Origin of the sequence: Streptomyces sp. NPDC056231 (assembly GCF_048270745.1) — a bacterium.
Classification (GTDB): Bacteria; Actinomycetota; Actinomycetes; order Streptomycetales; family Streptomycetaceae; genus Streptomyces.
Genome location: NZ_JBLVKW010000106.1, coordinates 1 through 20,451 on the forward strand (window position 1 = coordinate 1; position 20,451 = coordinate 20,451).

21 protein-coding genes and 2 pseudogenes are annotated in these 20,451 nt (G+C 69.8%); 13 read left to right on the plus strand and 10 right to left on the minus strand.

Annotated elements, in window-relative coordinates; translation table 11 throughout:
• Together ACNPQM_RS39620 and ACNPQM_RS39625 are read left to right on the plus strand one after the other, a co-directional pair.
• Positions 1-83 (plus strand): annotated as a pseudogene (locus ACNPQM_RS39620) (TetR/AcrR family transcriptional regulator); the annotation flags it as partial.
• A gap of 2 nt (positions 84-85) precedes the next feature.
• Positions 86-292: a hypothetical protein gene (locus ACNPQM_RS39625; protein WP_418087778.1), complete on the plus strand. Its 207-nt coding sequence runs from the start codon at positions 86-88 to the stop codon at positions 290-292.
• Positions 293-437: 145 nt separating this feature from the next.
• Here the strand turns inward: ACNPQM_RS39625 and ACNPQM_RS39630 are convergent, their stop codons facing one another.
• The 3 genes from ACNPQM_RS39630 to ACNPQM_RS39640 form a co-directional block, all read right to left on the minus strand.
• Positions 438-1,178: an SDR family NAD(P)-dependent oxidoreductase gene (locus tag ACNPQM_RS39630; RefSeq protein WP_418087779.1), complete on the minus strand. Its 741-nt coding sequence runs from the start codon at positions 1,176-1,178 to the stop codon at positions 438-440.
• A gap of 337 nt (positions 1,179-1,515) precedes the next feature.
• On the minus strand, positions 1,516-2,157 hold the full coding sequence (locus ACNPQM_RS39635; protein ID WP_418087780.1) for a response regulator: 642 nt from the start codon (positions 2,155-2,157) through the stop codon (positions 1,516-1,518).
• Complete coding sequence (locus ACNPQM_RS39640) at positions 2,154-4,196, minus strand: sensor histidine kinase (protein WP_418087781.1); 2,043 nt, start codon at positions 4,194-4,196, stop codon at positions 2,154-2,156. The genes ACNPQM_RS39635 and ACNPQM_RS39640 overlap by 4 nt, the downstream gene beginning before the upstream one ends.
• Positions 4,197-4,358: 162 nt before the next feature.
• Here ACNPQM_RS39640 and ACNPQM_RS39645 point away from each other — a divergent pair, with 162 nt between their 5' ends.
• Together ACNPQM_RS39645 and ACNPQM_RS39650 are read left to right on the plus strand one after the other, a co-directional pair.
• Positions 4,359-4,706, plus strand: coding sequence for a hypothetical protein (locus ACNPQM_RS39645; RefSeq protein WP_418087782.1), 348 nt, complete (start codon positions 4,359-4,361; stop codon positions 4,704-4,706).
• 38 nt (positions 4,707-4,744) lie between these two features.
• The gene (locus tag ACNPQM_RS39650) at positions 4,745-5,473 is read left to right on the plus strand and encodes a hypothetical protein (RefSeq protein WP_358862953.1); all 729 of its coding nucleotides are present in this window, start codon (positions 4,745-4,747) and stop codon (positions 5,471-5,473) included.
• A gap of 246 nt (positions 5,474-5,719) precedes the next feature.
• Here ACNPQM_RS39650 and ACNPQM_RS39655 read toward each other — a convergent pair whose 3' ends face one another.
• From ACNPQM_RS39655 to rpmB, 5 genes and pseudogenes are all read right to left on the minus strand, one after another.
• Positions 5,720-9,466, minus strand: coding sequence for a S8 family serine peptidase (locus ACNPQM_RS39655; protein WP_418087783.1), 3,747 nt, complete (start codon positions 9,464-9,466; stop codon positions 5,720-5,722).
• Positions 9,467-9,829: 363 nt separating this feature from the next.
• Positions 9,830-9,961 (minus strand): annotated as a pseudogene (locus ACNPQM_RS39660) (GTP-binding protein); the annotation flags it as partial.
• 22 nt (positions 9,962-9,983) lie between these two features.
• A complete protein-coding gene (rpmF, locus tag ACNPQM_RS39665) occupies positions 9,984-10,154 on the minus strand; it encodes a 50S ribosomal protein L32 (RefSeq protein WP_418087784.1) in 171 nt (56 codons plus the stop codon).
• Between the two features lie 117 nt (positions 10,155-10,271).
• On the minus strand, positions 10,272-10,577 hold the full coding sequence (gene rpsN / locus ACNPQM_RS39670; RefSeq protein WP_418087785.1) for a 30S ribosomal protein S14: 306 nt from the start codon (positions 10,575-10,577) through the stop codon (positions 10,272-10,274).
• Positions 10,577-10,813 carry a 50S ribosomal protein L28 gene (gene rpmB / locus ACNPQM_RS39675; RefSeq protein WP_418087786.1) on the minus strand — a complete coding sequence of 79 codons (237 nt, stop codon included), beginning with the start codon at positions 10,811-10,813 and terminating at the stop codon, positions 10,577-10,579. The genes rpsN and rpmB overlap by 1 nt, the downstream gene beginning before the upstream one ends.
• A 68-nt stretch (positions 10,814-10,881) precedes the next feature.
• Here rpmB and rpmG point away from each other — a divergent pair, with 68 nt between their 5' ends.
• From rpmG to rpsR, 4 genes are read left to right on the plus strand one after another with little or no spacing between them, the layout of a single operon-like run.
• Positions 10,882-11,046: a 50S ribosomal protein L33 gene (rpmG, locus tag ACNPQM_RS39680; protein ID WP_387165527.1), complete on the plus strand. Its 165-nt coding sequence runs from the start codon at positions 10,882-10,884 to the stop codon at positions 11,044-11,046.
• A gap of 28 nt (positions 11,047-11,074) precedes the next feature.
• Positions 11,075-11,323 carry a type B 50S ribosomal protein L31 gene (locus tag ACNPQM_RS39685; RefSeq protein ID WP_418087787.1) on the plus strand — a complete coding sequence of 83 codons (249 nt, stop codon included), beginning with the start codon at positions 11,075-11,077 and terminating at the stop codon, positions 11,321-11,323.
• Positions 11,320-12,471, plus strand: a complete 1,152-nt coding sequence (locus tag ACNPQM_RS39690) for a CobW family GTP-binding protein (protein ID WP_418087788.1) — start codon at positions 11,320-11,322, stop codon at positions 12,469-12,471. Before ACNPQM_RS39685 ends, ACNPQM_RS39690 begins: the two co-directional genes overlap by 4 nt.
• Positions 12,472-12,513: 42 nt before the next feature.
• A complete protein-coding gene (rpsR, locus tag ACNPQM_RS39695) occupies positions 12,514-12,750 on the plus strand; it encodes a 30S ribosomal protein S18 (protein WP_418087789.1) in 237 nt (78 codons plus the stop codon).
• A 169-nt stretch (positions 12,751-12,919) separates the two neighbouring features.
• Here rpsR and ACNPQM_RS39700 read toward each other — a convergent pair whose 3' ends face one another.
• Both ACNPQM_RS39700 and ACNPQM_RS39705 read right to left on the minus strand, forming a co-directional pair.
• The gene (locus ACNPQM_RS39700) at positions 12,920-14,668 is read right to left on the minus strand and encodes an alpha-L-fucosidase (RefSeq protein ID WP_418087790.1); all 1,749 of its coding nucleotides are present in this window, start codon (positions 14,666-14,668) and stop codon (positions 12,920-12,922) included.
• A gap of 133 nt (positions 14,669-14,801) precedes the next feature.
• Positions 14,802-15,353 carry a transposase gene (locus ACNPQM_RS39705; RefSeq protein WP_418087791.1) on the minus strand — a complete coding sequence of 184 codons (552 nt, stop codon included), beginning with the start codon at positions 15,351-15,353 and terminating at the stop codon, positions 14,802-14,804.
• Between the two features lie 257 nt (positions 15,354-15,610).
• On the opposite strand from ACNPQM_RS39705, the gene ACNPQM_RS39710 reads away from it, so the two are divergent.
• The 5 genes from ACNPQM_RS39710 (at position 15,611) to ACNPQM_RS39730 (ending at position 20,374) form a co-directional block, all read left to right on the plus strand.
• Positions 15,611-16,810: an RNA-guided endonuclease InsQ/TnpB family protein gene (locus ACNPQM_RS39710; RefSeq protein WP_418087792.1), complete on the plus strand. Its 1,200-nt coding sequence runs from the start codon at positions 15,611-15,613 to the stop codon at positions 16,808-16,810.
• Positions 16,811-16,856: 46 nt separating this feature from the next.
• Entirely contained in the window at positions 16,857-17,318 is a 462-nt protein-coding gene (locus ACNPQM_RS39715; RefSeq protein WP_418087793.1) for a carboxymuconolactone decarboxylase family protein, read from the plus strand.
• A 475-nt stretch (positions 17,319-17,793) separates the two neighbouring features.
• Positions 17,794-17,985, plus strand: a complete 192-nt coding sequence (locus tag ACNPQM_RS39720) for a hypothetical protein (protein ID WP_358860957.1) — start codon at positions 17,794-17,796, stop codon at positions 17,983-17,985.
• A 252-nt stretch (positions 17,986-18,237) separates the two neighbouring features.
• Positions 18,238-19,350 (plus strand): serine hydrolase domain-containing protein, encoded by a 1,113-nt coding sequence (locus ACNPQM_RS39725; protein WP_418087794.1) that lies wholly within the window; start codon positions 18,238-18,240, stop codon positions 19,348-19,350.
• 880 nt (positions 19,351-20,230) lie between these two features.
• Positions 20,231-20,374 carry a hypothetical protein gene (locus ACNPQM_RS39730; protein ID WP_418087795.1) on the plus strand — a complete coding sequence of 48 codons (144 nt, stop codon included), beginning with the start codon at positions 20,231-20,233 and terminating at the stop codon, positions 20,372-20,374.
• Positions 20,375-20,451 lie beyond the last annotated feature (77 nt).

The window sequence follows — 20,451 nt, forward strand, 5'->3', positions numbered from 1 at the left end:
GAGGCTTCCAGTGGAGCGCCGACATCGACGAGAGCTTCGAGTGGCTGATCGCCTTCGCCGACCGGGGCCTGCGCGCTCTGTGAGAATGCCGTCGCACCAGATCGCCGTCACTGGTGTGCTGGAGTCGGGCGCCGTGGCCGCGATGCACCTCCGCGGTGGGACGTCCCGTGCCACCGCGTTTCATCGGGAGATCAACGGCACGCAGGGCGATCTCGTGGTCAAGGCCGACCAGGCTCAGTGGTGGTATGGGGGGCTACGGCTGTACGGCGCCCGGGGACAGGAGGTGCCTTGACCGAACTTCCCGTTCCTGCCCGCTACCAGCGGTATCGAGCCGCTGCTCGTGGTGTGGACCTCTCCCGTCGTGCCCGCCGACCAGTCCATGGACATCATGGGCATGGGTGTCAGGTTCGGCATGCCCATCGTGGCCCAGCCCGGAGTCACCCGATCGCGAGCTGTCCGCCGCGTACCTCGAGAACCGTGCCGGTGATGTAGCTGGCGCGGGAGGAGACGAGGAACACAACCGCTTCCGCGATTTCTTCAGGGTCTGCGACCCGCCCCAGTACGGTGGTTCGCCCGATTACCTGGAGGGTTTCATCTCCCATCTCCTCCGTCCCGGGGGTATGGACAGGGCCCGGGGCCACGGCGTTCACGCGGACGCCCTGGGCGCCGAACTCGTCAGCCCATACTCGTGTGAGAAGTTCGAGGGCAGCTTTGGAGGCCCCGTAAGCGCCCGTTTCCCGCACCGGCGTGGTAGCCGCCGCTGTGCTCACACTCACGATGGCGCCTCGCCCCCGTGCAGCCATTCCCGGGGCGAGGGCACCGACCAGGAGCATCGGCGCGCGTGAGTTGACGGCCATCTGAGCGTCGAACATCTCGGCGGTGGTGTCCGGCGTACTGGCGAACCGGTAGATACCGGCGTTGTTGATCAGAATGTCCACCTCACCTGCTTCAGCGGCAAGACGCAGGACATCTTCAGAGCTGCTCAGATCCGCAGCAACGAACCGGGCCTTCCCGCCTGCGGCAGCGATCTCTTTGACGGTCTCAGCACCTCGCTGCTCGTCCCGCCCGTGGACGATGACCGAGGCCCCCAACGCTGCCAGGCGAAGGGCGATGGCCCGGCCGATGCCGGCGGTGGCGCCGGTGACAAGAGCGGTGGATCCGTCCAGTTCTGCAGTCATGGGAAGCTCCTCCAAGCCGAGAGGAACGACATGTTGTCGGTTGTTCCTCGTGTAACTGATGATCCTGATGGTTCATCCCAGGGCGGGGACGGACCCACGCCGGGCAGAGCGCTACGGCACGCCCACCGCCATCGGTGAGGCGTTGAACTTCAGCGCGGCGGTGGCCCCGGCTTCTGTCCGAGGGCGTCGAGCCGGCGGCGGGCTGCGGGTGCTGACCGCCTTGCCGAGCGGGGCCGAGCCGGCCGTGGTGAACCTGCGGCTCAATGGGACACATCCGTTGGCGCGGGGCGAGCGCCGCGGGGCAGAGCTGAACCGGAGCGGAAAAAGAGGGGAGTTCTCAGTGCGGCCGGCCCAGACCGGCGTCGCGTGCCCGGACGATGGCCTGGCTGCGCTGGGTGAGATGCAGCTTGGCGAGGATCGCCGAGACGTTGTTCGCCACGGTCTTGCCGGACAGATGCAGGCGCCGGCCGATCTCGGTGTTGGAAAGACCGGCCGCGAGGTGGTCGAGGATGTCCCGCTCACGTGCGGTGAGTTCCGGGAACGGGCCGTCCTGTGGTGGTGGCGAGGCGAACCAGGTCCGCAGCCGGCCCGCCAGTGCCGCGCCGAAGACCGGCTGCCCGGCCGCGGCGGCGTGGATGGCGGCGACGATGTCCGCTCCGTCGGCCCCTTTGACGAGATAGCCGAGCGCGCCGGCCTGGACGGCTGCGAAGACCGTCGCGTCGTCCTCGAACATCGTCAGGACCAGCACGGCCGCGTCCGGCACCCGGGTCCGGATCTGCCGGGTGGCCTCGATGCCGTGGAGCCCGGGCAGTTGCAGGTCCATCACGATGACGTCGGGCAGCAGCTCGACGGCCCGGCGGACGGCTTCGAGACCGTCCCCGGTCTCACCGGCCACCTCGATGTCGTCGACGGTGTCGAGAACCGCTCGCATCCCCTGGCGTACCAGGGGATGGTCGTCGGCGAGCAGCACACGGATCATGGCCTCTCCGGGATCGGGAACCAGGCGGTGACGGAGCCGCCGTCGGGACTGGGGCCGGCCTGACAGCGTCCGCCCAGTTCCGCGGTGCGTTCGCGCATCGCGGTCACGCCGACGCCGGGCAGCCACGGACCGGCGGACGTACCGTCGTCGCCCACCCGCAGCACCAGCTCCCGCACGGAGGCGTCCAGGCGTACGCGGCACTGCCTCCCGTCGCTGTGGCGCACCGCGTTCGTGATCGCCTCGACGGCGGTGCGGTAGGCGGCGACCTCGACCGCGGCCGGCAGGTCGGACAGTTCGCCCGCCTCGATGGTGACCCGCAGTGGCGAGCCCGCCGTGAGCCGGTCGGCCTGTGAGCGCAGGGCTCCGACGAGCCCGAGGTCGTCCAGGCTGGGCGGACGCAACCCGTGCACCACCTTCCGCAGGTCCGCCAGCGCCTGGGCGGCGGCCTCGCGGGCCTCGGCGATGTGGTTGTCGGCCGCGGGCGGGTCGGTCTCCAGCCGTGCGCGGGCCGCGTCCAGGGTGAGGCCGATGGCGGTGAGCACCGGACCGAGGCCGTCGTGCAGTTCACGGCGCAGCCGCCGCCGCTCCTCCTCCCGCGCGGCGACCAGGCGTTGCTGCGACCGCACCAGCTCGGCGGTCAGGGTCCGGGTGTGCAGCGCCAGACCGAGCTGACCGGCGATGTCGGACAGCAGGCCGCGGTCGCGGTCGTCGAAGCCCTCCTCGCCGCGCCGGGCCGACGCGACCAGGTAGCCCTCGATCTGGCCTTCGTACAGCAGAGGCCGGCGCTCCAGCGGCTCCACCGGTGTCCCGTAGGACGCGACCGGGGTTCCGTCGGCGCGCTCGACGGACACGTACGGCAGCCGCAACGCGGATGCCATCGCGTGGCCGAACGAGCCCAGCGCGTCGCCGCCCGGGACGGAGTTGAGCCGCTGCCCGAGGTCCCGCAGCGTGCGGTACGGATCCTGACGGCCGCCGTAGAAGAGGCGGTCCACCAGGTGTTGCGTGCGGTCGCGCAGCGGGACGAAGGACAGTGCCACGGCCGCCGCGGCGACGGGGGCCGCGACCTGCCGGGAGACCACGCGGGTGGCCAGCCCCGTCAGCACGGCGAAGCCGATGATCAGGGCGGCGGTGATCGCGCCGTAGACCAGGGAACGGCGCAGGATCGTGTCGATGGACCACAGCCGGTAGCGCAGCACCGGAAGGGCCAGAGTCAGGACGAACACGACCGCGTCCACGCTGTTCGTCAGCGACGGCAGTTGCTCGGTCACGGCGAGCGGGAACAGCGCCAGCGCCACGATCACGCCGACCGCCCGCCACTTCAGCTGCTGGCGGGCGACGCCCTCGGCCCTGGCGAACCGGACCACGACGCCGATGCCCGCGATCAGCCCGAGCAGCACCACCACGGGCGCCAGGAAAGTCGCCGCGTCGGCGATCCGGCCGACCGTGCTCCCGCCGGTGAGCGGGTGGGCGAGCCCGCTCACGCCGCCCCCGACATCCCGCAGGGTCGTGCCCCCGAGCAGTCCGCCCACCATGACCAGCGCGGTGCAGGTGATGATCACCTTCTCGAGGACCGCGCTCCACCGGCCGGCCGGCCGCCCGGACGGGAACCGGAGGTTGATCAGACCCTGCGCGGCGACCGGCGCGAACGCGAAGGTCCCGGCGGTCAGCCCCCAGCGCGCCGGGACGCCGCGGTCGCCGTCCAGGACGGCCGCGTACGCCGGCGGCAGGGCCAGCACCTGCACGACGACCAGCACGGCCGCCCCGGCGAGCAGCCACCCGAACGGCAGGTCCGGACGGCGGTCGATGAGCAGGGCCCCCGTCACCCCGTACGCGATCATCGTGACCAGCGGCTCCACCCAGGCCAGGTACCCGCCGGAGTCCGGCATCGGGTGCCCCGCGGTCACCCACCACAGCAGGAAGCCCACCCCGACGAGGACGGCCGCCAGCGTCGCGGCGGCCCATCGGCTGCCGTCCGGGGTCCGGTGTCCGCGCGGAGTGTCGATACGGCGAGTATCCCGATCCGCGTCCGGCGGCAGCAACGGCCGCGTTTCCCGAGTTTCCGGGAAACCTTCCCGGCCCACCCGGGAATCGGGGCATCCCGCGCCGGACGCGACCCCGCGAACTCGGGAAGGCGAGCCCTGGGCCGGGGGTCCCGGTGCGCCCGACGCTGATCCGGCAATCGCCGTATCCAGGAGGCCGCCATGAGGACCATCCGCTGCTGTGCCGCCATCGCGACCCTCGCCATGTCGCTGCTCAACCTTCCGATCGCGCTCGACGACGGAGGCAACGGCATCCCGGCCCCGGCCGCCTGGCTGATCAGTCTGCTCGGCGCCGTCGGCATCGTCGCCGCGATCGCTCTGCTCCGCTCCGCCGCCTGGGCCACGCCCGCCGTACTCACCGTCGGCGCGCTCAACCTGATCGGCGCGGTCGTCGCCCTCGTCCGGAGCCGGGACGGCGCCGTCATCGGCCTTGTTCTCAGCGCCGCCGGCACCGGCCTGGCCCTCGCGTACGCCGTGGGCCGGACGGCGAAGACGCCGCAGACGAGCTGACCCACCCTCACCTCTCCAACGGGAACGGAGGTTCCACCATGCAGTCCGACACCGGCACTCAGCCGACCAGGGCGGCCTCGCCGCAGCAGCCCAAGCCGCTGAAAGACGTACGAGGGTTCTGGCGCGTCCTGCTCGCCGTCGTCGCCCCGCTGCCGATGACCGGCATGGGGCTCAGCTACATCCTCAGCCCCGTCGACGGGGGCTCGTCGTTCGAGGACACCGTGACGGCCTACACCGGCCACCTCGACCAGGCCCGCGCCATCCAGTACCTCGGTGTCCCGTTCCTGGTCCTGCTGATTCCGGCGACGTTCGCCGTGATCTGGGTGTCCCGCCGGGGCGCGCCCCGGCTCACCACCGCCGGAGCGCTCCTCGCGCTCCTCGGTCAACTGGCCGGTTTCCCTCTGAACCAGGGCGGCGACCTGCTTGCGTACATGACGGCGAAGAACGGCCTCGACGTGACGACCGTGGCCGCGCTTCAGAAGGCCCTGGAGGAGGACCCGTTGGCCCTGACGGGCGGCCTGCTGTTCATCGTCGGCATCGTCCTCGGGTTGCTGCTGCTCGGTCTCGCCCTGTGGCGCAGCGGCGCCGCGCCGGCCTGGGCGGGCATCGCCCTGGCACTGGGCGGCTTCACCCACCCCTTCATGCCGGGGCATGTCGCGTCCGGCGTCGGACTGCTCGTCGCCGCGGTCGGCTTCGCCGGGGCCGGCTGGGCACTCCTGCGCATGAGCAATGACGACTTCGACCGGGCACCCGGCCGCCCCGCCTGACAGGTCCGCGTCCGGCGCGGTCACCCGCTACCGGGGCGTCGGAACCACGTGCCCGAGCGCGGACGGCGCGGCCGGGATCCGTTCCAGGACGCCGCCCGCGAACACGTCGTCCCGGGCATTGTCGAACCGACGGGCTGACTCGCACGAGCGGCGCCGTCTCCCGGGTCCCACGGGAGACGGCGCCGTCCTGTCACACGGGATCGCGCCGCGTACGGCTCACCCCATGGCTCCAGTGGCCGGGGCGTGTCACTTCACGCCGACCGCCCGGATGATCTCCTGAGTGACCTTTCCGCCCCGGTCGTCGCCGGCGGTTGCGCGCAGCGAGATGTACTGAGCGTCGGCGGGCACCTTCAGGGTGCCGTGCCAGGCGGCCTTGTTCCCGTCGCGGTCCAGGCCGACGGACGTCCAGGTCTGGCCGTCGTCGTACGACACCTGGAGGGTGCCGTCGCCGATGGTCCCGGTGTCCGGCGCGCCCTTGACGTACTCGGAGTAGATCCCGACGGGCAGGCGCTGCCCGGCGCGGACGTTGCCCGCGAGGTCGGTGTCGACGTCGAAGCCGAGGTTGAGCAGCGGCAGGAACGTCCACTTGTCGGCGGGCGTCGCGGCGGACTTGAAGGTCCACTCGGAGTGGCCCTTCGTGGACAGTTTCCAGCGCGCGGGGTCGAGCGCGGTGTCGGTGACGACCTTGTAGGTGTGCTCGGCCGGATCGGCGTTCCGCGCATACCCGGCCGAGCCGGTGCGCCGGTCGACGCGCACCCCGTCGACGTAGACCTCGGTGGTCTGCTTGATGGACATGTCATTCCACACGTCGCCGAATCCAGTGTGGTCGGGTCCGGAGTCGCCCCAGCCGGGGGTGTTGAACTGGAGGTCGTTCCCGGCCCGCTGCTGGCCCCAGCCGAGCCCGGTCCCGAGCCAGGGATGCCAGACCGGCTTGAACCAGTCGACCTCACTGCGCGTGCCGCCCCGGTAGGTGACCAGGCCGCTGCGCTCCTCGATGGCACGGGGCACGGTGATCACGGACTCGTGCCACTTCTCGCCGGGGCCGGTGGAGACGTATGCGGTGCGCTCGGCCGGGTAGTCGATGCGCTCCAGGAAACCGACGCCGATACGGAAGGTGTCGGTGATGGAGAAGCGGAACTCACCGCCCGGGGCGGGCTTCACCGCGTGGAACTTGTCGTCCAGCCGGGCGAGTTCGCTCTTCTTCGGGGTGTACGTCAGATTGCCCGGGATGGCGCCGGGGTGACCGTCGGACAGGTCGTAGACGTAGGGCGTGTTGCGGGTGCTCGTGAGTTTGACGCGCTCGCCGGACTTGGCCGAGGCCAGCAGCCGGGCACCGTCCGCGGCGTTGACCGTGGCGATGAGCAGCGACCGGTCGGTGCGGTCGGCGTTGCCGAAGAAGGCCATCAGCCGGCCCGGCTTGTCGTCGGTGACGAACAGGGCCTTGGCGCCCGCGTCCTGGGCCGCCTGAGCCAGCTCGATGGGCGAGATCGCGCCGGTGGCGCGGACGACGACGGCCTTGCCGCGCACGTCCTTGCCCGCGTAGTCGGCCGGTGCCCCGCTGCCCGCGTCGACGACCGGCACGGTGCTGCGGCTGTCGGTGAGGGTGCTGCCGGACTGGACGGTGGCATCGTCCAGCGGACTGTCGCCCGCCTCGACCTCCAGGAGCGGCTTGCCGAGCCGCCAGACCGTGCGGTACTCGAAGGTGCCGTCGGTGACGTTGTCTGTGGGGGCGGCGAAGACGCTGTCGTAGGTCGGGGGCACCTGGACCGCGCCGAGCAGGTCGGCGCCGTTCGCCTTGCGGCTGTACTCCATGAGCAGCTGCCGGGTCTCGGTGCGCTGGTCGACCTTGGCGCTGATCTCCTTCAGCTGCCGCCCGTCCAGGGTGACCTCGCGGTCCTGGTCGAGGGTGATCTGCGGGGCGGCGAGGAAGCCGAGGCCGAGCGAGTCGGCGCCGTGGCTGCCGCGCACGTCGAGGAAGGACGTCAGGCTGTACGTGCCCGGCTTCAGCCGCAGCTTCAGGGTGCCGGAGTCGCCGACATACGCCGGCAACGGGTCGCTGCCCTTGGCGAGTTGCTGCAGCACGAGGCGTGCGGCGGTCGCGGCGCCGTCGCGGTCCTTGACGTGGACGGTGAGCGTGTACCGCTCGTTCTCCTTCACCAGACCGAAGGCGGTGTGCGCGACGGGGGCACCGTCGGTGCTCGCCACGATCTGTCCGCTGGTGTTGCCGACGGCGGCCTTCGCGCCGTCACCGGTCACCGTGGTGGACGCGGTGCCGTGCGCGGGCACGGTCAGCGACGTGTCGGCGAGCGAGACGACGCCGTCGGGAGCGCCCTGCGCGGCCAGGCTCAGCTCGACCGGCTGGTTGGAGGAGTTGGAGTAGGTGAGCGTCTTGGTCACCGGCTTGTTGTCGGCGTAGGGCCAGCTGTAGAAGCCGAGGTCGGCGCTGCCGGTCGCGGTGATCCGCGCGTTGATCGCGGCGGGCACGGAGACCCGGCCCGCGCCCAGTGCGTACGCGGAGGCGCCGAGCTGCTTCGAGGTCGACATCAGCGCGTCCTTGAGCTGCGCGCCGGTCCAGTCGGGGTGCTGCTGGGCGAGCAGCGTGGCGACGCCCGCGACATGCGGCGTCGCCATCGACGTACCGCTCAGCGAGGTGTAGTAGCCGCTGCCGCTGATCAGCTGGGAGCGGGCGGCGAGGATGCTCACGCCGGGCGCGGACACGTCGGGCTTGAGGGCGTTGTCGCCGGTGCGGGGGCCCTGGCTGGTGAAGGACGCGGCTCGGTCGGCGGAGTCGACGGCGCCGACGGTGAGCGCGGAGTCGGCGGCGCCGGGCGAGCCGATCGTGCCGGGGGCGCCGGAGTTTCCGGCGGCGATGACGAAGAGGGCGCCGGTCTCCTTGGAGAGCGTGTTCACGGCCTGTGCCATCGGGTCGGTGCCGTCGCTGCCCTCCGATGAGCCGAGGCTCATCGAGATGATCTTGGCGTGCACGTCCCGGGCGGCCCACTCCATCCCGGCGATGATCTGCGACTCGCTGCCGAAACCCGCGTCGCTGAGCACCTTGCCGACCGCGAGCGTGGCGTCCGGGGCGACCCCCTTCTCCTTGCCGTCCGACGCGGCTCCGGTACCGCCGATGGTGGAGGTGACATGGGTGCCGTGTCCCTTGCGGTCGGCGACCTCCTGCCCCTCGATGAAGCTCTTCGACTGGGAGACGCGTCCCGTGAGATCCGGGTGCCCGGCGTCGACGCCGGTGTCCAGCACGGCGACCGTCACGCCCTTGCCGGTGAGTCCGGACTCCCAGGCCTGCGGCGTGCCGATCTGCGCGTTGGACTCGGCCATGTCGGACTTGACCTGCCCGTCGAGCCAGATCTTCTCGATGCCGTCGGCGAAGCGGGCGCCGCCCGAAGCCGCCGCGCGCACGGCAGGCTTGGCGGCATCCGAGGCCACCGCACGCCAGAAGTCACCCTCCTGGCCGGCACGAACCGCGGAACCGCCGACGCTGGGCAAGGACCGCACCTTCTCGGCGCCCCGCGGCACACTCGGCGCCTTCCGCGCGCTCTTGCCGTAGGTGACGATCAGCGGCAGCCCGTCCGCAGCGCCCTTGTCACCGTCGGCGAAGCCCTGGCGTATCAGCTCGCTCACATCGAACAGCCGCGCGTCGAGGACGCCGGCGCGCAGATACGGCAGCGCCTCGTCCGGGATGACGGTGATCTGGCCGTTCGCCGTTTCGGTGCGGACTGCTCCGGTGGCCCCCTTCGGGCGGTCCACGCTGACCGTCTTCCTGCCCTGGCCGAGGTCGGTGACGGTGACCTTGTCGCCGGTCACGAGCGTGACCGTCGCCTGCTTGCCACCCTGTGCCGTGCTCTTCTCGCTGCCAATGATGGGCCTTTTCCCCGAGGCACCGTCAGACAGGGTGCTCGCCCCCGAAGGCGCGACCGCGGTAACGGCCAGGACGGCGGCGGTCGCCGCGCCCAAGGCCATACGCGTTATGGGATGCATGAGTCTCCCTATTATTGACGTAGGCATGTCAGATGTCCGTGCGCATGTCATCGGTCGTGGCATCTTGACAGATACGCAGATCGCATAGGGATGGTCCAACGTGGCGGTTTGCGCCCGTGTCGGCTATCCGTCACGCCGTCATATCGAGGCGCGCGTCAGCGATGCGGGCTTCGGGCCTGACGGCGAGCCACGACGACTGCCGCCGCCGGCCCCGCCAGAGCTGCTCGCCGAGTTCCACGACGGGCACCGGCCCGTACCCGTGCTCAGGGAAGGGCGAAATCGCTGAAGTCGATGCCATCGAGGACCACTTGCAGGTCGTGCGCGCGCTGGCCGCCTCGCGTGTCGTCGGCCACACGCGCGGGCGTCGAGGGTTCGAAGCGGGCGACGGCGCCGGCCTTCGAGTTCGCGCAGGAAGTTCGCGGCGTCGACGACGGTGACCATGGTGTCGAGGCGGGCGGGGTCACCGGGGAAACGAGACAGAACGGTCACCGGCAGGCGGTCGTGCGAGGTGACGGGTTCAGCCCTCGGGGTGGATGAGGCCGCGCTCGTACGCCTTCACCAGCCGCTGCGGGACCTGGTGGACGACGCCGCCGACGGTGACGGCCACCAACTGGGGGGTGGTCGCCTTCCACTGGGCGCGGCGGTGACGGGTGTTGCTGCGGGACATCCTGCGCTTGGGGACGGCCATGGGGGCTCCTTGGTGGGGTGCTGACGGGGGAGTGGTGAAGCGAATTAGAGGAGGGGTGTGCGGGCGGGCTCCGTGGTCATGGCGCCCGCCCGCATCCGTCGTGCGGCGGCGTGGTGCCTACCAGGAGGACTTGGTCACTCCGGGCAGGAATCCCGCATGGGCCTGCCGGCGGGTCCGGACCCGGGAGAGTCCGAACTTCCGGAGGTAGCCCCGGGGTCGGCCGTCCACGCTGTCGCGGTTGCGTACGCGGGTGGCGCTGGCGTCGCGCGGCTGGCGGCGCAACTCCGCGAGAGCAGCCTCCCGTTCGGCCGCGGTGGACGACGGTCGGCGGATGATCGCCTTGAGCTCGGCGCGGCGGGTGGCGTACCGCGCGACGACCGCCTTGCGCTGCTCGTTCTTCGCGATCTTGCTGCTCTTCGCCATCAGACCTTCCCTCCGCGTGCGCGGATTCGGGCCACGGTGGCCTCGACGCCGATCGTGTCCACGGTCCTGATCGCCCTGGCGCTCAGCGTCAGGCGGACGTACCGCCCCTCGCTGGGCAGCCAGTAGCGCTTGCGCTGGATGTTCGGGTCGAAGCGGCGCGAGGTGCGCCGGTGTGAATGGGAGATGTGGTTACCGAATCCCGGCTTGGTGCCGGTCAGTTGGCAGTGAGCGGACATGGGTGCGGGTGCCTCTCTCGATCGGGGGGCGTTATTGGCGATGAAAATCGTTGTCATATACTAGCCCCATGGCACGCAACGAGATCCGCCCGGTCATCAAGCTCCGCTCCACGGCGGGCACCGGGTTCACCTATGTCACCCGAAAGAGCCGCCGCAACGACCCCGACCGCCTGGTGCTCCGCAAGTACGACCCCGTGGTCGGCCGCCACGTGGACTTCCGCGAAGAACGCTGACCCCCGCCGCATCCGAAAGGTCCCTGCCATGAAGCCCGGCATCCACCCCGCCTACGGGCCCGTCGTCTTCCGCGACTCCGCCTCCGGCACCGCCTTCCTCACCCGCTCGACGATGACCAGCGTCAAGACCGTCGACTGGGAGGACGGCAACACTTACCCCGTTGTCGACGTGGAGATCTCCTCCGCGAGCCATCCCTTCTATACGGGCACCGCACGCGTCCTCGACACCGCCGGCCGCGTCGAACGCTTCGAGCGCCGTTACGGAGCCCGCCGGTGAACCACGCGTACCAGCTGCCCGTCGCGGTCGTCGCCGGGCTCCATACCGAGGCTCGCAAGGAGGCCGTCGAGCGACTCCTGCTGGCGGTGCCGGGAAGCGTGGCCCTGCACCACGACCTGACCGGCGCCTCCGCCGGAACCGTGCGGCGCACGGTCCGCGACGCCGACGGCGTCCTGTCCCGAGGAGAGACGCCCCTCGTCAACGACTGCGCCTGCTGTGCGCTGCGCGAGGACCTCGTCCCGGAACTGGAACGGCTGGCCGGCGACGGCACCACCCGGCTCGCCGTCGTTGAACTGTGGGACTCCGTCGAACCGAAGGCCATGGCGGAGGTCATCGCCGCACACGGCGGCGACCGGCTGACCGTGACGAGCGTGATCACCGCCGTCGACCCCGCGCTCGTACTGCCGTACCTCGGAAACGGCGACGACCTCGCCGAGGCCGGCCTCGCCGCCGCCCCCACCGACCGGAGGACCATCGGCGACACCTGGGCTCGCCAGCTGGAGTACGCCCCCGTCCTCGCCGTCGTCGACAGCGCGGACGCCGACGACGAGGACCGCGCGCTCCTCGCCCAACTGCACCCCACCGCCCGGCGTATGCCCGCCGCCTCCCTCGACCTCGCCCGGGCGGCGCTCGCCGGCTTCGACGTCGAGGCCGCCGCAGCCGCCCAGCACCCCGCCTGCGCGCTGCTGCCCCAGGACGCCGACGAAGCAGGCGTCACCACCCTTGTCTGGCGCCGCCACCGGCCCTTCCACCCCGAACGCCTCTACCAGGCGCTCGAGGACCTGTGCTGCGCCGCCGCCCGCAGCCGCGGCCGGTTCTGGCTCGCTGACCGCCCCGACACGCTGCTCGCCTGGGACGCGGCCGGCGGAGCGCTGTCCGTGGAGAACGCCGGCCCCTGGTTGGCGTCATTGCCCGATGCCGCCTGGGAGTTGGTCCCGCCCGTGCGCCGGGCGGCGGCCGCCCTCGACTGGCACCCCGAGCACGGCGACTGCTGCCAGCATCTCGTCTTCACGTCCCCCGGCCTGGACCGGGACGGCCTGGAACGCCTCCTCGACTCCTGCCTGCTCACCGACACGGAGTACGCCTCGGGGCGCGAGGCCTGGAAACGGCTGCCCCCGGCCTTCGACACCCTCCTCGACGCCGCTTGAACGCGGCCACGCACACGAACCTCTTGTACGAAGGAGACACCCATGGCCCGACGACCCGACCCCCGCAAGCCCGCCAAGGCCCGCCCCAACCCGCTCGACGCGGCCGATATCACGTACATCGACTACAAGGACACCGACCTGCTCCGTAAGTTCATCTCCGACCGCGGCAAGATCCGCAACCGACGCATCACCCGCGTGACCGCCCGGCAGCAGCGCGCCCTCGCCGCCGCCGTCAAGAACGCCCGCGAGATGGCGCTGCTGCCGTACGCGAGCCGCTGACCGGCAGCCCGGCCCTGACTCGCCGGCCGGTCGGAGCGGCACCGCGCCGGCCGGCCGCGTCGGTGCGGTGGGTCAGGACGCGGTGCCCCCCACCGCCCGCGGCGCTCACGAGCCGGAGCGAGGACCCCGGTCCCGGCTCGTGAGGGAAGCCGGCACCGGGATCGGACGCTCAGGAGTTCTCGCGGTAGCCGTCGACAGTGATGTTCGTGACGGTCGCCCCCAACGGATCAGCGAAGTAGTCGGGGTCGGCCAGCGCGATCGTGATCGGCGTGATCCGCTGCGATCGGTACCGAAGGCCGTCCACCGCTCCGGCAGTCAGCTGCGCTCCAGTGGCTACCACGGACGTCTCACCGAGGGTGATCCGGTACTTCGTGTCCGCCTTGAACGTGCCGGACACGGTGACCCTGGCCGCGTTCCAACCGCTGTTGCCGTCCTGGCCGGCCAGCCACCCGGTCACGGAGGACGCATCGCGGCCGCCGTTGATGGGTGAGAGCCGGCTGGTCAGAGAACCGGCGTCGATCGTGAAGTGCCGGTCCGCGCTGACGGCGGTGCCGGCCGGCCGCACGAGCGGCGCACCGTCCGTGTGCACCTTGATGACCGGCAGGTCGGCATCGGTCGGCTGAGCCGGCAGCGTGATCACCAGATCGTTGCCGTCCATCCGGTAGGGCAGTTGGTCAGCCGTGCCGTCCACCGTGACGTCGAGGATCGTGCTGGCCATACCGGGCAGCCTGATGTCGCCACCGCCGTTCGGCCAGCTGCTCACGCCGAGGTAGACCGCGTTGCCCTTGATCGTGCTGTCGCCCCAGGACATCCGGCCGTAGAGCGTCGGCCGGGCACCCTCGACGGCGTTGGGGTGGCGTGCATTCCAGGCGCCGATTCCGGCCATCACACCGGCCTGGAAGTCGTCGATGGCACCGTTGCCCTGCGGTCCGACGTTCAACAGGTAGTTGCCGCCGCCCGATGTCACGGTGAACAGGGACCTGACCTGCTGGGTGGTCTTGGACGTCTTGGAGGCGTCGGAGCGATCGGCGCTCGGCCAGGTGCAGTAGCCCCAGCACTTCGGGAAGATCGAGTAGGCAGACTGCCACGGCGCCTGCAGCTGCTTGGTCGGCACCGAGTTGTCGCCGCCGACCTCGAAGTCGCCCTTGTTGTTCCAGACCCGGGAGTTGACCATGGTCTGTGGCTGCAACCGGTGCACCGTCGCCGCCATCTCCGCGCTCTGTGCGGCGGTCGGCTTGCCCATGTCGAACCACAGTTCGTCGAGCTGCCCGTACTTCGTCAGCAACTCGGTCAGCTGCGACTTGATGTACGGCATCATCGAGTCGGGAATCGGGTTGAGGTTCTGGTACGGCTCGGGGGTCTGCAACGTCCAGTCGATGATGGAGTAGTACAGACCGAAGCCCATGCCCTGAGCGCGACAGGCGGTGCTCAGCTCCTTGATCGGATCACGGCCGAACGGTGTCTGAGCGACGACGTTGTAGTCGGTGGTCGCGGTGTCCCACATGGCGAAGCCGTCGTGGTGCTTCGACGTGAGCACCAAGTACTTTGCACCCGCCGCCTTGGCGGTGGCGCACCACTGGGCGGCGTCGAACTTGTCGGCGGTGAACTGGTGCGCGTTGGCCAGGTAGTCGGAGGTCGGGATGTTCATCCACGCCTTGATCTGCTCCGGGTAGCCGATGGTCTGCTGCGCCCCGTTGTAGTAGCCACCGTAGGAGGAGAACATGCCCCAGTGCACGAACATGCCGAACTGGAGCTTCTCCCAGTTGGCGGTGTTCGTGTCGGTGCTCAGCGGGATCGCTGCGGGGTAGGCATCGATGGGCTTCGGGGCTGGATTGGCCTGGGCCGGGCTGCCAGCGGCCAGAGCACAACCGGCCACGAGGGCGGCTGTCGCGAACGCCGCCTTCAAACTTCTGGTCAATCTGGTGACTTGGGGGTGCATCGTCACTGTCCTTCCGCTGCTTCAGCAGCCGTGTGCGAGTGAGATCTCCTGGCATCCGACTGAACACTCAAACATCGGTTCTATGGATCTTGAGGGTGCCTAATGAAGCCTGTCAAGGGTGCTTGCGGCGAGCATGAGCTGAAATCATCGGAGGTATACCGTCGACAGGTTGCATCGGACGGGGTGAGCCCCAGCGTCCGGGCCACCAGGCGCCTTGGAAGATCGAGCCGATACCCTCCTTCGCCTCCACGCGCTGGCGCGCTTCCCGGTAAGTCCCGTCAGAGCACGGGAGACCCGCGGCCTTCAGGGCGTCACGGATGTGGGTCGTTCCAGGCCGCCTGCCGCCGAGCTGGTCGTAGAGACCTCGGACGATCTGGTCCGCCGAGGGCTTTTGCGGGCTCGTGGGGGCCGTCACCACCTTCGGTCGAGGCGTCAGAGCGGGAACGCTGACCAGGAACAAGCCGACCTCACCCCGCTTTGCAGCTTCCGCGATCACGCCATCGAGAAGGGCTTCGAAGACACCGGCGTCCCGCCGCTGCCGGAAGCGGTTGTGGACAGTCGACCAGGCGCCGAACTCCCTCGGCATCTCCCTCCGCTGGCTGCCTGTCTTGAACCGTCGCCGATCGGCGACGCCACGCCGCCCTGCCGCCAGGGCGTGGCGCATCTGCTCCCAAGGGACCTCGGTGTGCGTTGATACCGGGGTCGGGCCGCGATGACAGCTGCGTCAAGAACGTTGCGCGTCGGGTCCGTTCGGCCCGGAAGGAGGAGAGGCTGCTCCATCCGTGATCTTGCGTGGGTATCCCCGGCTTCAGCCGGGGAGGGAAACGCATCCTCGGCCCGGAGGCGCGAAGCGCCGGAGTTCGCTGCGTTGTCAGTGGCCTGCACTATGTTGATCACGACAGCCGAAGGGGGGTGGGCCGGATGATTCGTGCGTACAAGTTCCTGATGCGGCCCACCGTGGGCCAGCAGGGCGCGCTCGCCGAGATGCTGCGTGATCACTGCTCGCTCTACAACGGCGCGTTGCAAGAACGCCGGGACGCCTATCGGCACGGCTCGAGGACGACGGTTCGGTACGGGCAGCAGTCCGCGCAGCTCAAGGAGATCCGGGCCTTCGACCTGGAGCGTCAGGGCCGTTGGTCGTTCTCTTCTCAGCAGGCGACGTTGCGGCGGCTGGACAAGGCGTTCGCGGCGTTCTTCCGGCGGGTGAAGGCCGCAGAGGCGCCGGGGTATCCGCGTTTTCGTTCGGGCAAGCGGTTCGACACCGTGGATTTCCCGAAGGACGGTGACGGCTGCCGCTGGGACTCGACTCCGCATGATCCCGTCACCCGCGTCCGCCTCCAGGGCGTCGGGCACGTCAAGGTGCACCGGCACCGGCCGGTGGTCGGCAAGGTCAAGACGGTCAGCGTCAAGCGTGAAGGGCGGCGCTGGTTCGTCATCCTGACCGCCGAGCAGACCGCGCCTGAGCCGCTTCCCCGGACCGGTTCCGTGGTCGGCATCGACATGGGGATAACGAACTTCCTGGCCGACTCGGGCGGCGAGTTCGTGCCCAACCCCCGTCACGGGGCGAAGGCCGCCGCCAGGCTCGATGCCGCGCAGCGGGCCCTCGCCCGGTGCAAGCGCGGCAGCAAGCGTCGCCGCAAGGCCGTAGAGGTGGTGGCCCGGCTGCACCGCAAGGTCCGCTGTCAGCGCCTGGACCACGCGCACAAGACCGCGCTCGGCCTCGTACGCGAACACGACTTCATCGCGCACGAAGACCTCAGGGTCCGCAACATGAGCAAGGCCCCGGCTCCGAAGCCGGACCCCGCCACGCCGGGCGGCTTCCTGCCCAACGGGGCCGCCGCGAAGGCCGGGCTGAACCGTTCGATCGCTGATGCCGGATGGGGGGTGTTCCTGACGATCCTCACCGCCAAGGCAGAATGCGCCGGACGGGAAGTGATGGCGGTGGACCCCCGCAACACCTCCCGGCGGTGCCCTCGGTGCGGGCACACCGTCAAGGAGAACCGGCCCACCCAGGAGAAGTTCCACTGCGTCTCGTGCGGCCACCACGCGCATGCGGACACGGTGGGCGCCCTGAACGTTCTACGGGCCGGGCTGGTCCGTCGCGAAGCCCAACCGGCATAGCGAGAAGCCCCCACCCTCAGGTGGGGGAGGAGTCACGAGTGCCCGTTTGGACGCCTTCAGCAGTCCTACCATCGGTAAGGTTTTCAAGCACATCATTGCGGCAGGAAAGGTGCTTGAGGACTCGACGCTGCCGACCGCGACGCAGGATCTGGTGAAGCTCCGCGCCAGTCAGATCAACGGGTGCGGCTTCTGTACCGACATGCACAGCAAGGACGCCGCTGCTGCCGGTGAGACCTCTGTACGTCTCAACCTGGTCGCGGCGTGGCGGGAGGCCACGGTCTTCACCGAGGCCGAGCGGGCCGCGCTGGAGCTGACGGAGCAGGGCACCCGCATCGCGGATGCGGCCGGTGGGGTCACGGACGAGGCCTGGGCGAACGCTGCCAAGCACTACGACGAGGAGCAACTGGCTGCCCTGGTGTGCGGCATCGCCCTCATCAACGCCTTCAACCGGGCGAACGTCATCATCCAGCAACCCGCCGGCGACTACCAGCCTGGCCAGTTCCACTGACGGGAGGCCGTGGCCGCTGGTGTCGTCTGGTACCACCGGCAGCACACGCACCGGGCACCGCTGCGCGGAGCCCGGTGTGTTGTTCTGGTGTGTTCGGTGGTCCGACTGACCCTCACTCAAACTTCGGTGGCACAACACCGCTCAACATTCGATGGCACGTGTTCTGTCGCAGCGAAGGCTGAGCACACTCGTCGCGAAACAGGCGCAGGTGGCAGCAGAGAACGACCTTCCGGTGTCAAGCAGTGCGAATAGACTCAACCAGGGGCCCAGCTCAGGCCGGTACCGCGGTGTCATCTACCCCGGAAAGTCGCAGGCATGTGTAACGGCCGGAGATAGTTGTAAAGGGCAAGCGATCGGTCGGCTCGGCACAGGCGTCGGCTCGGACGGCGAGCCGCGGGATTTTCGTGGGACCTTGGCTGGCAGGCACAGCCGAGGGTGCCCTCGGGGCTGTCGGCGAAGCCGCCTGCTGTCCGCCTTGGACGGTGACAAGCAGATGGACGGGCACCACCGGCTGCTGTCCGTGCGGGCGCATCTGCTGGAGAAGGCAGGCGACATGGTCGGGGCGTACCAACACCACCAACGCGCCGCGAAGTCCACCGCCAGCATCGCCGAGCGGCGCTACCTCGAACCCCGGGCCAGTAGGGTGGCCGCCCGGCGGCCGGATTGAAGCATCCAGCCGATGCTGACGCCGCCGGGCCCCCGCGGTGCGGTGGCGATGGCCGGGTGGCCGGTGCGGGCCGCGCATGGGCGGGCGCATGTGCCCATTCGTTTGGGTTCTCGTCCCAGATCATCCCCAGCTTGGCCGGCCTGGTGGTCGGGCAGCACCGAGTGGCGCTGTGGAGATGTCGAGTTCTCACCGTTGGTATCGACCCTCGGGTGAACGGTGCCCAAAAGCGCCGCAGCCAAAGATCGAGAGGGCATGAACATCATGCAGAAGCTTGTGCAACAGGCCATTGACCATCTGGTGGAGTCGGGTGCCGAGCTGGGTATCCAGGTCGCGGTGTACCAGCACGGTGAGCTGGTGGTGGACGCGGTGGCGGGCGTCGCCGATCCGGACAGCCGCCGTCCGGTCACCTCGGACGTCCCGTTCTACAGCGCCTCCACCGGCAAGGGTGTGACTGCGACGGTGGTGCACGTCCTCGCAGACCGCGGCGCCCTTGACTATGAAACGCCGATCGTGGACCTCTGGCCCGAGTTCGGCGCCCACGGCAAGAACAAGGCGACCATTCGCCACGCGCTGACCCACTCCATCGGCGTCCCGGCAGTGCCGTCCGACCTCACGGTGCAGGACCTGGCCGATTGGGACAGGATGTGTGCCCTGATCGCCGACTCCGAGCCCTGGTGGGAGCCCGGGACCAAGACCGGCTACCACGCGATGACCTGGGGCTTCGTGATGGGCGAAATCGTCCGCCGGGCCACCGGCAAGCCGATCTCGCAGGTACTCAGGCAGGAGGTGGCGGCTCCGCTGGGCATCGCCGACGAGCTGTTTTTCGGCGTCCCGGAGTCCGAGCTCGGCCGGCTCGCCCGACTCGAGGAGGCGCCCGGTACCGCCGCCATGATGGCAGCGGTACCCGCCGACATGCCGATGCTCAAGGCCACGCCGCCCGCCGTGACCCCCAGCGCCACATACGGCAACGACGCCGTGGTGCTCACTTCGGACATTCCCTCGGGCGGCACGATGTCCGCCCGCGCGGTGGCCAGGATGTACGCCGCGCTGGTCGGTGAGGTGGATGGTGTCCGGCTGGTCTCGGACGAGCGGCTGGTTGAGGTCACAGCCCTGGCCACAGCCGATGTCGACCAAATGGTCGGCTTCCCGATGCCGCGCGCGCTGGGCTACAGCCTCGGCCGGCCCGGAGCCAACCCGCAGGAGACGCTGAGCGTTTTCGGCATGCCCGGCATGGGAGGCAGCGCGGCGTATGCCGACACCGCAACCGGCATTTCCTTCGCGCTGACCAAGAACCGATTCTTCCCTGGTCCTTCCGCCGCGGTCGATCAGATCAGCGAGCTGGTCGCGAAGGTCGCCACCGGCTGAGACTCTCCGGTCGGGCCCAGCTGCGGCCAGGCGGTGCGGGCACGGCCGGTCAGCCTCTGCATCAGCAGACCGCCGGCGCTCGGGACGCCCGAGCGCCTTCACGCCGCTGCGGCGGGCTCAGGCCACCGCGATGACCTGCCAGTTGTCCGCCGAAAGCGGCGTGTCACTGGCGCGCTGGTCGGCCCCCGAACCGGCCCGGGACGCCACCGGGCACGGGATCGCCGTACGCGGGTAACGGATCCGCCACCGTCTCCCCGGACAGCCACGCCTCAGCTGCCACTCAACTGTCCGGTCTCTTGTGTCCTGAACATGAAAGGGAGTTGGTTGTAGGCAAGCTTCCATAAGTGGTGCTGTGCGGAAGATGAAGGTTTTGTGGCCCTTCGGAGCCGCCCTGCGGGGGGAGGCTTCAAACCACCTCATGCTGCGTTGGCTGAAGACCGTCGTGGTGAGCGATGAGGAGAAGGCGTCGTAAGAGACGTCAGGTAGGGACCGGAAAGACGAACGTAAGTGAATCGCTGCTGACGCGTCGAAAGACAGACAGACGACATCAAAACCGGGGTGTGAGACAGACCCCGGGATGAGCCTGGCGGGTGCCCGTCTATTGGCCAGGTGGTGTCCGGCGTGTAGGCGACGTGAGTCCGGTCTGCGGCTTCCGCATGGAACAGGAGAAGGCAGCCCCGATACAGCCCGCCGCATAGCGGCGGCGAGAGGGAGTTCCCCAAGCAGCGGACACTGCGAGGGGTCGAGTACCGACGCGGGGCGTGCCGGCGGACCGGCTCGTAGTAGTGCTGAAGCCCCTGTAATGGGGGTGGAGCGAAGGGGCCGGGTCGTTCGTGACTGTGTTGATCGCATCAACCGGACTGCGTCCGGGAGGAGTTCGGTGGACCAGTTGAAGTCGCAGACCAAGCCGTTTGAGATTTCGAAGTGGGAAGTCAAAGAAGCGTGGGAGGAAGTCAGGGCGAACAAGGGTGCCCCAGGGGTGGATGGACAGAGCATCGCCGACTTTGTGTGCGACATCCCGTGAGTTCCCCTGAGCCCGGCTGAGCCCCCAACCCCGTGGCCAGGAGGTTCCTTCTCCTTCGGGTGCTCTGCGGCTCTATG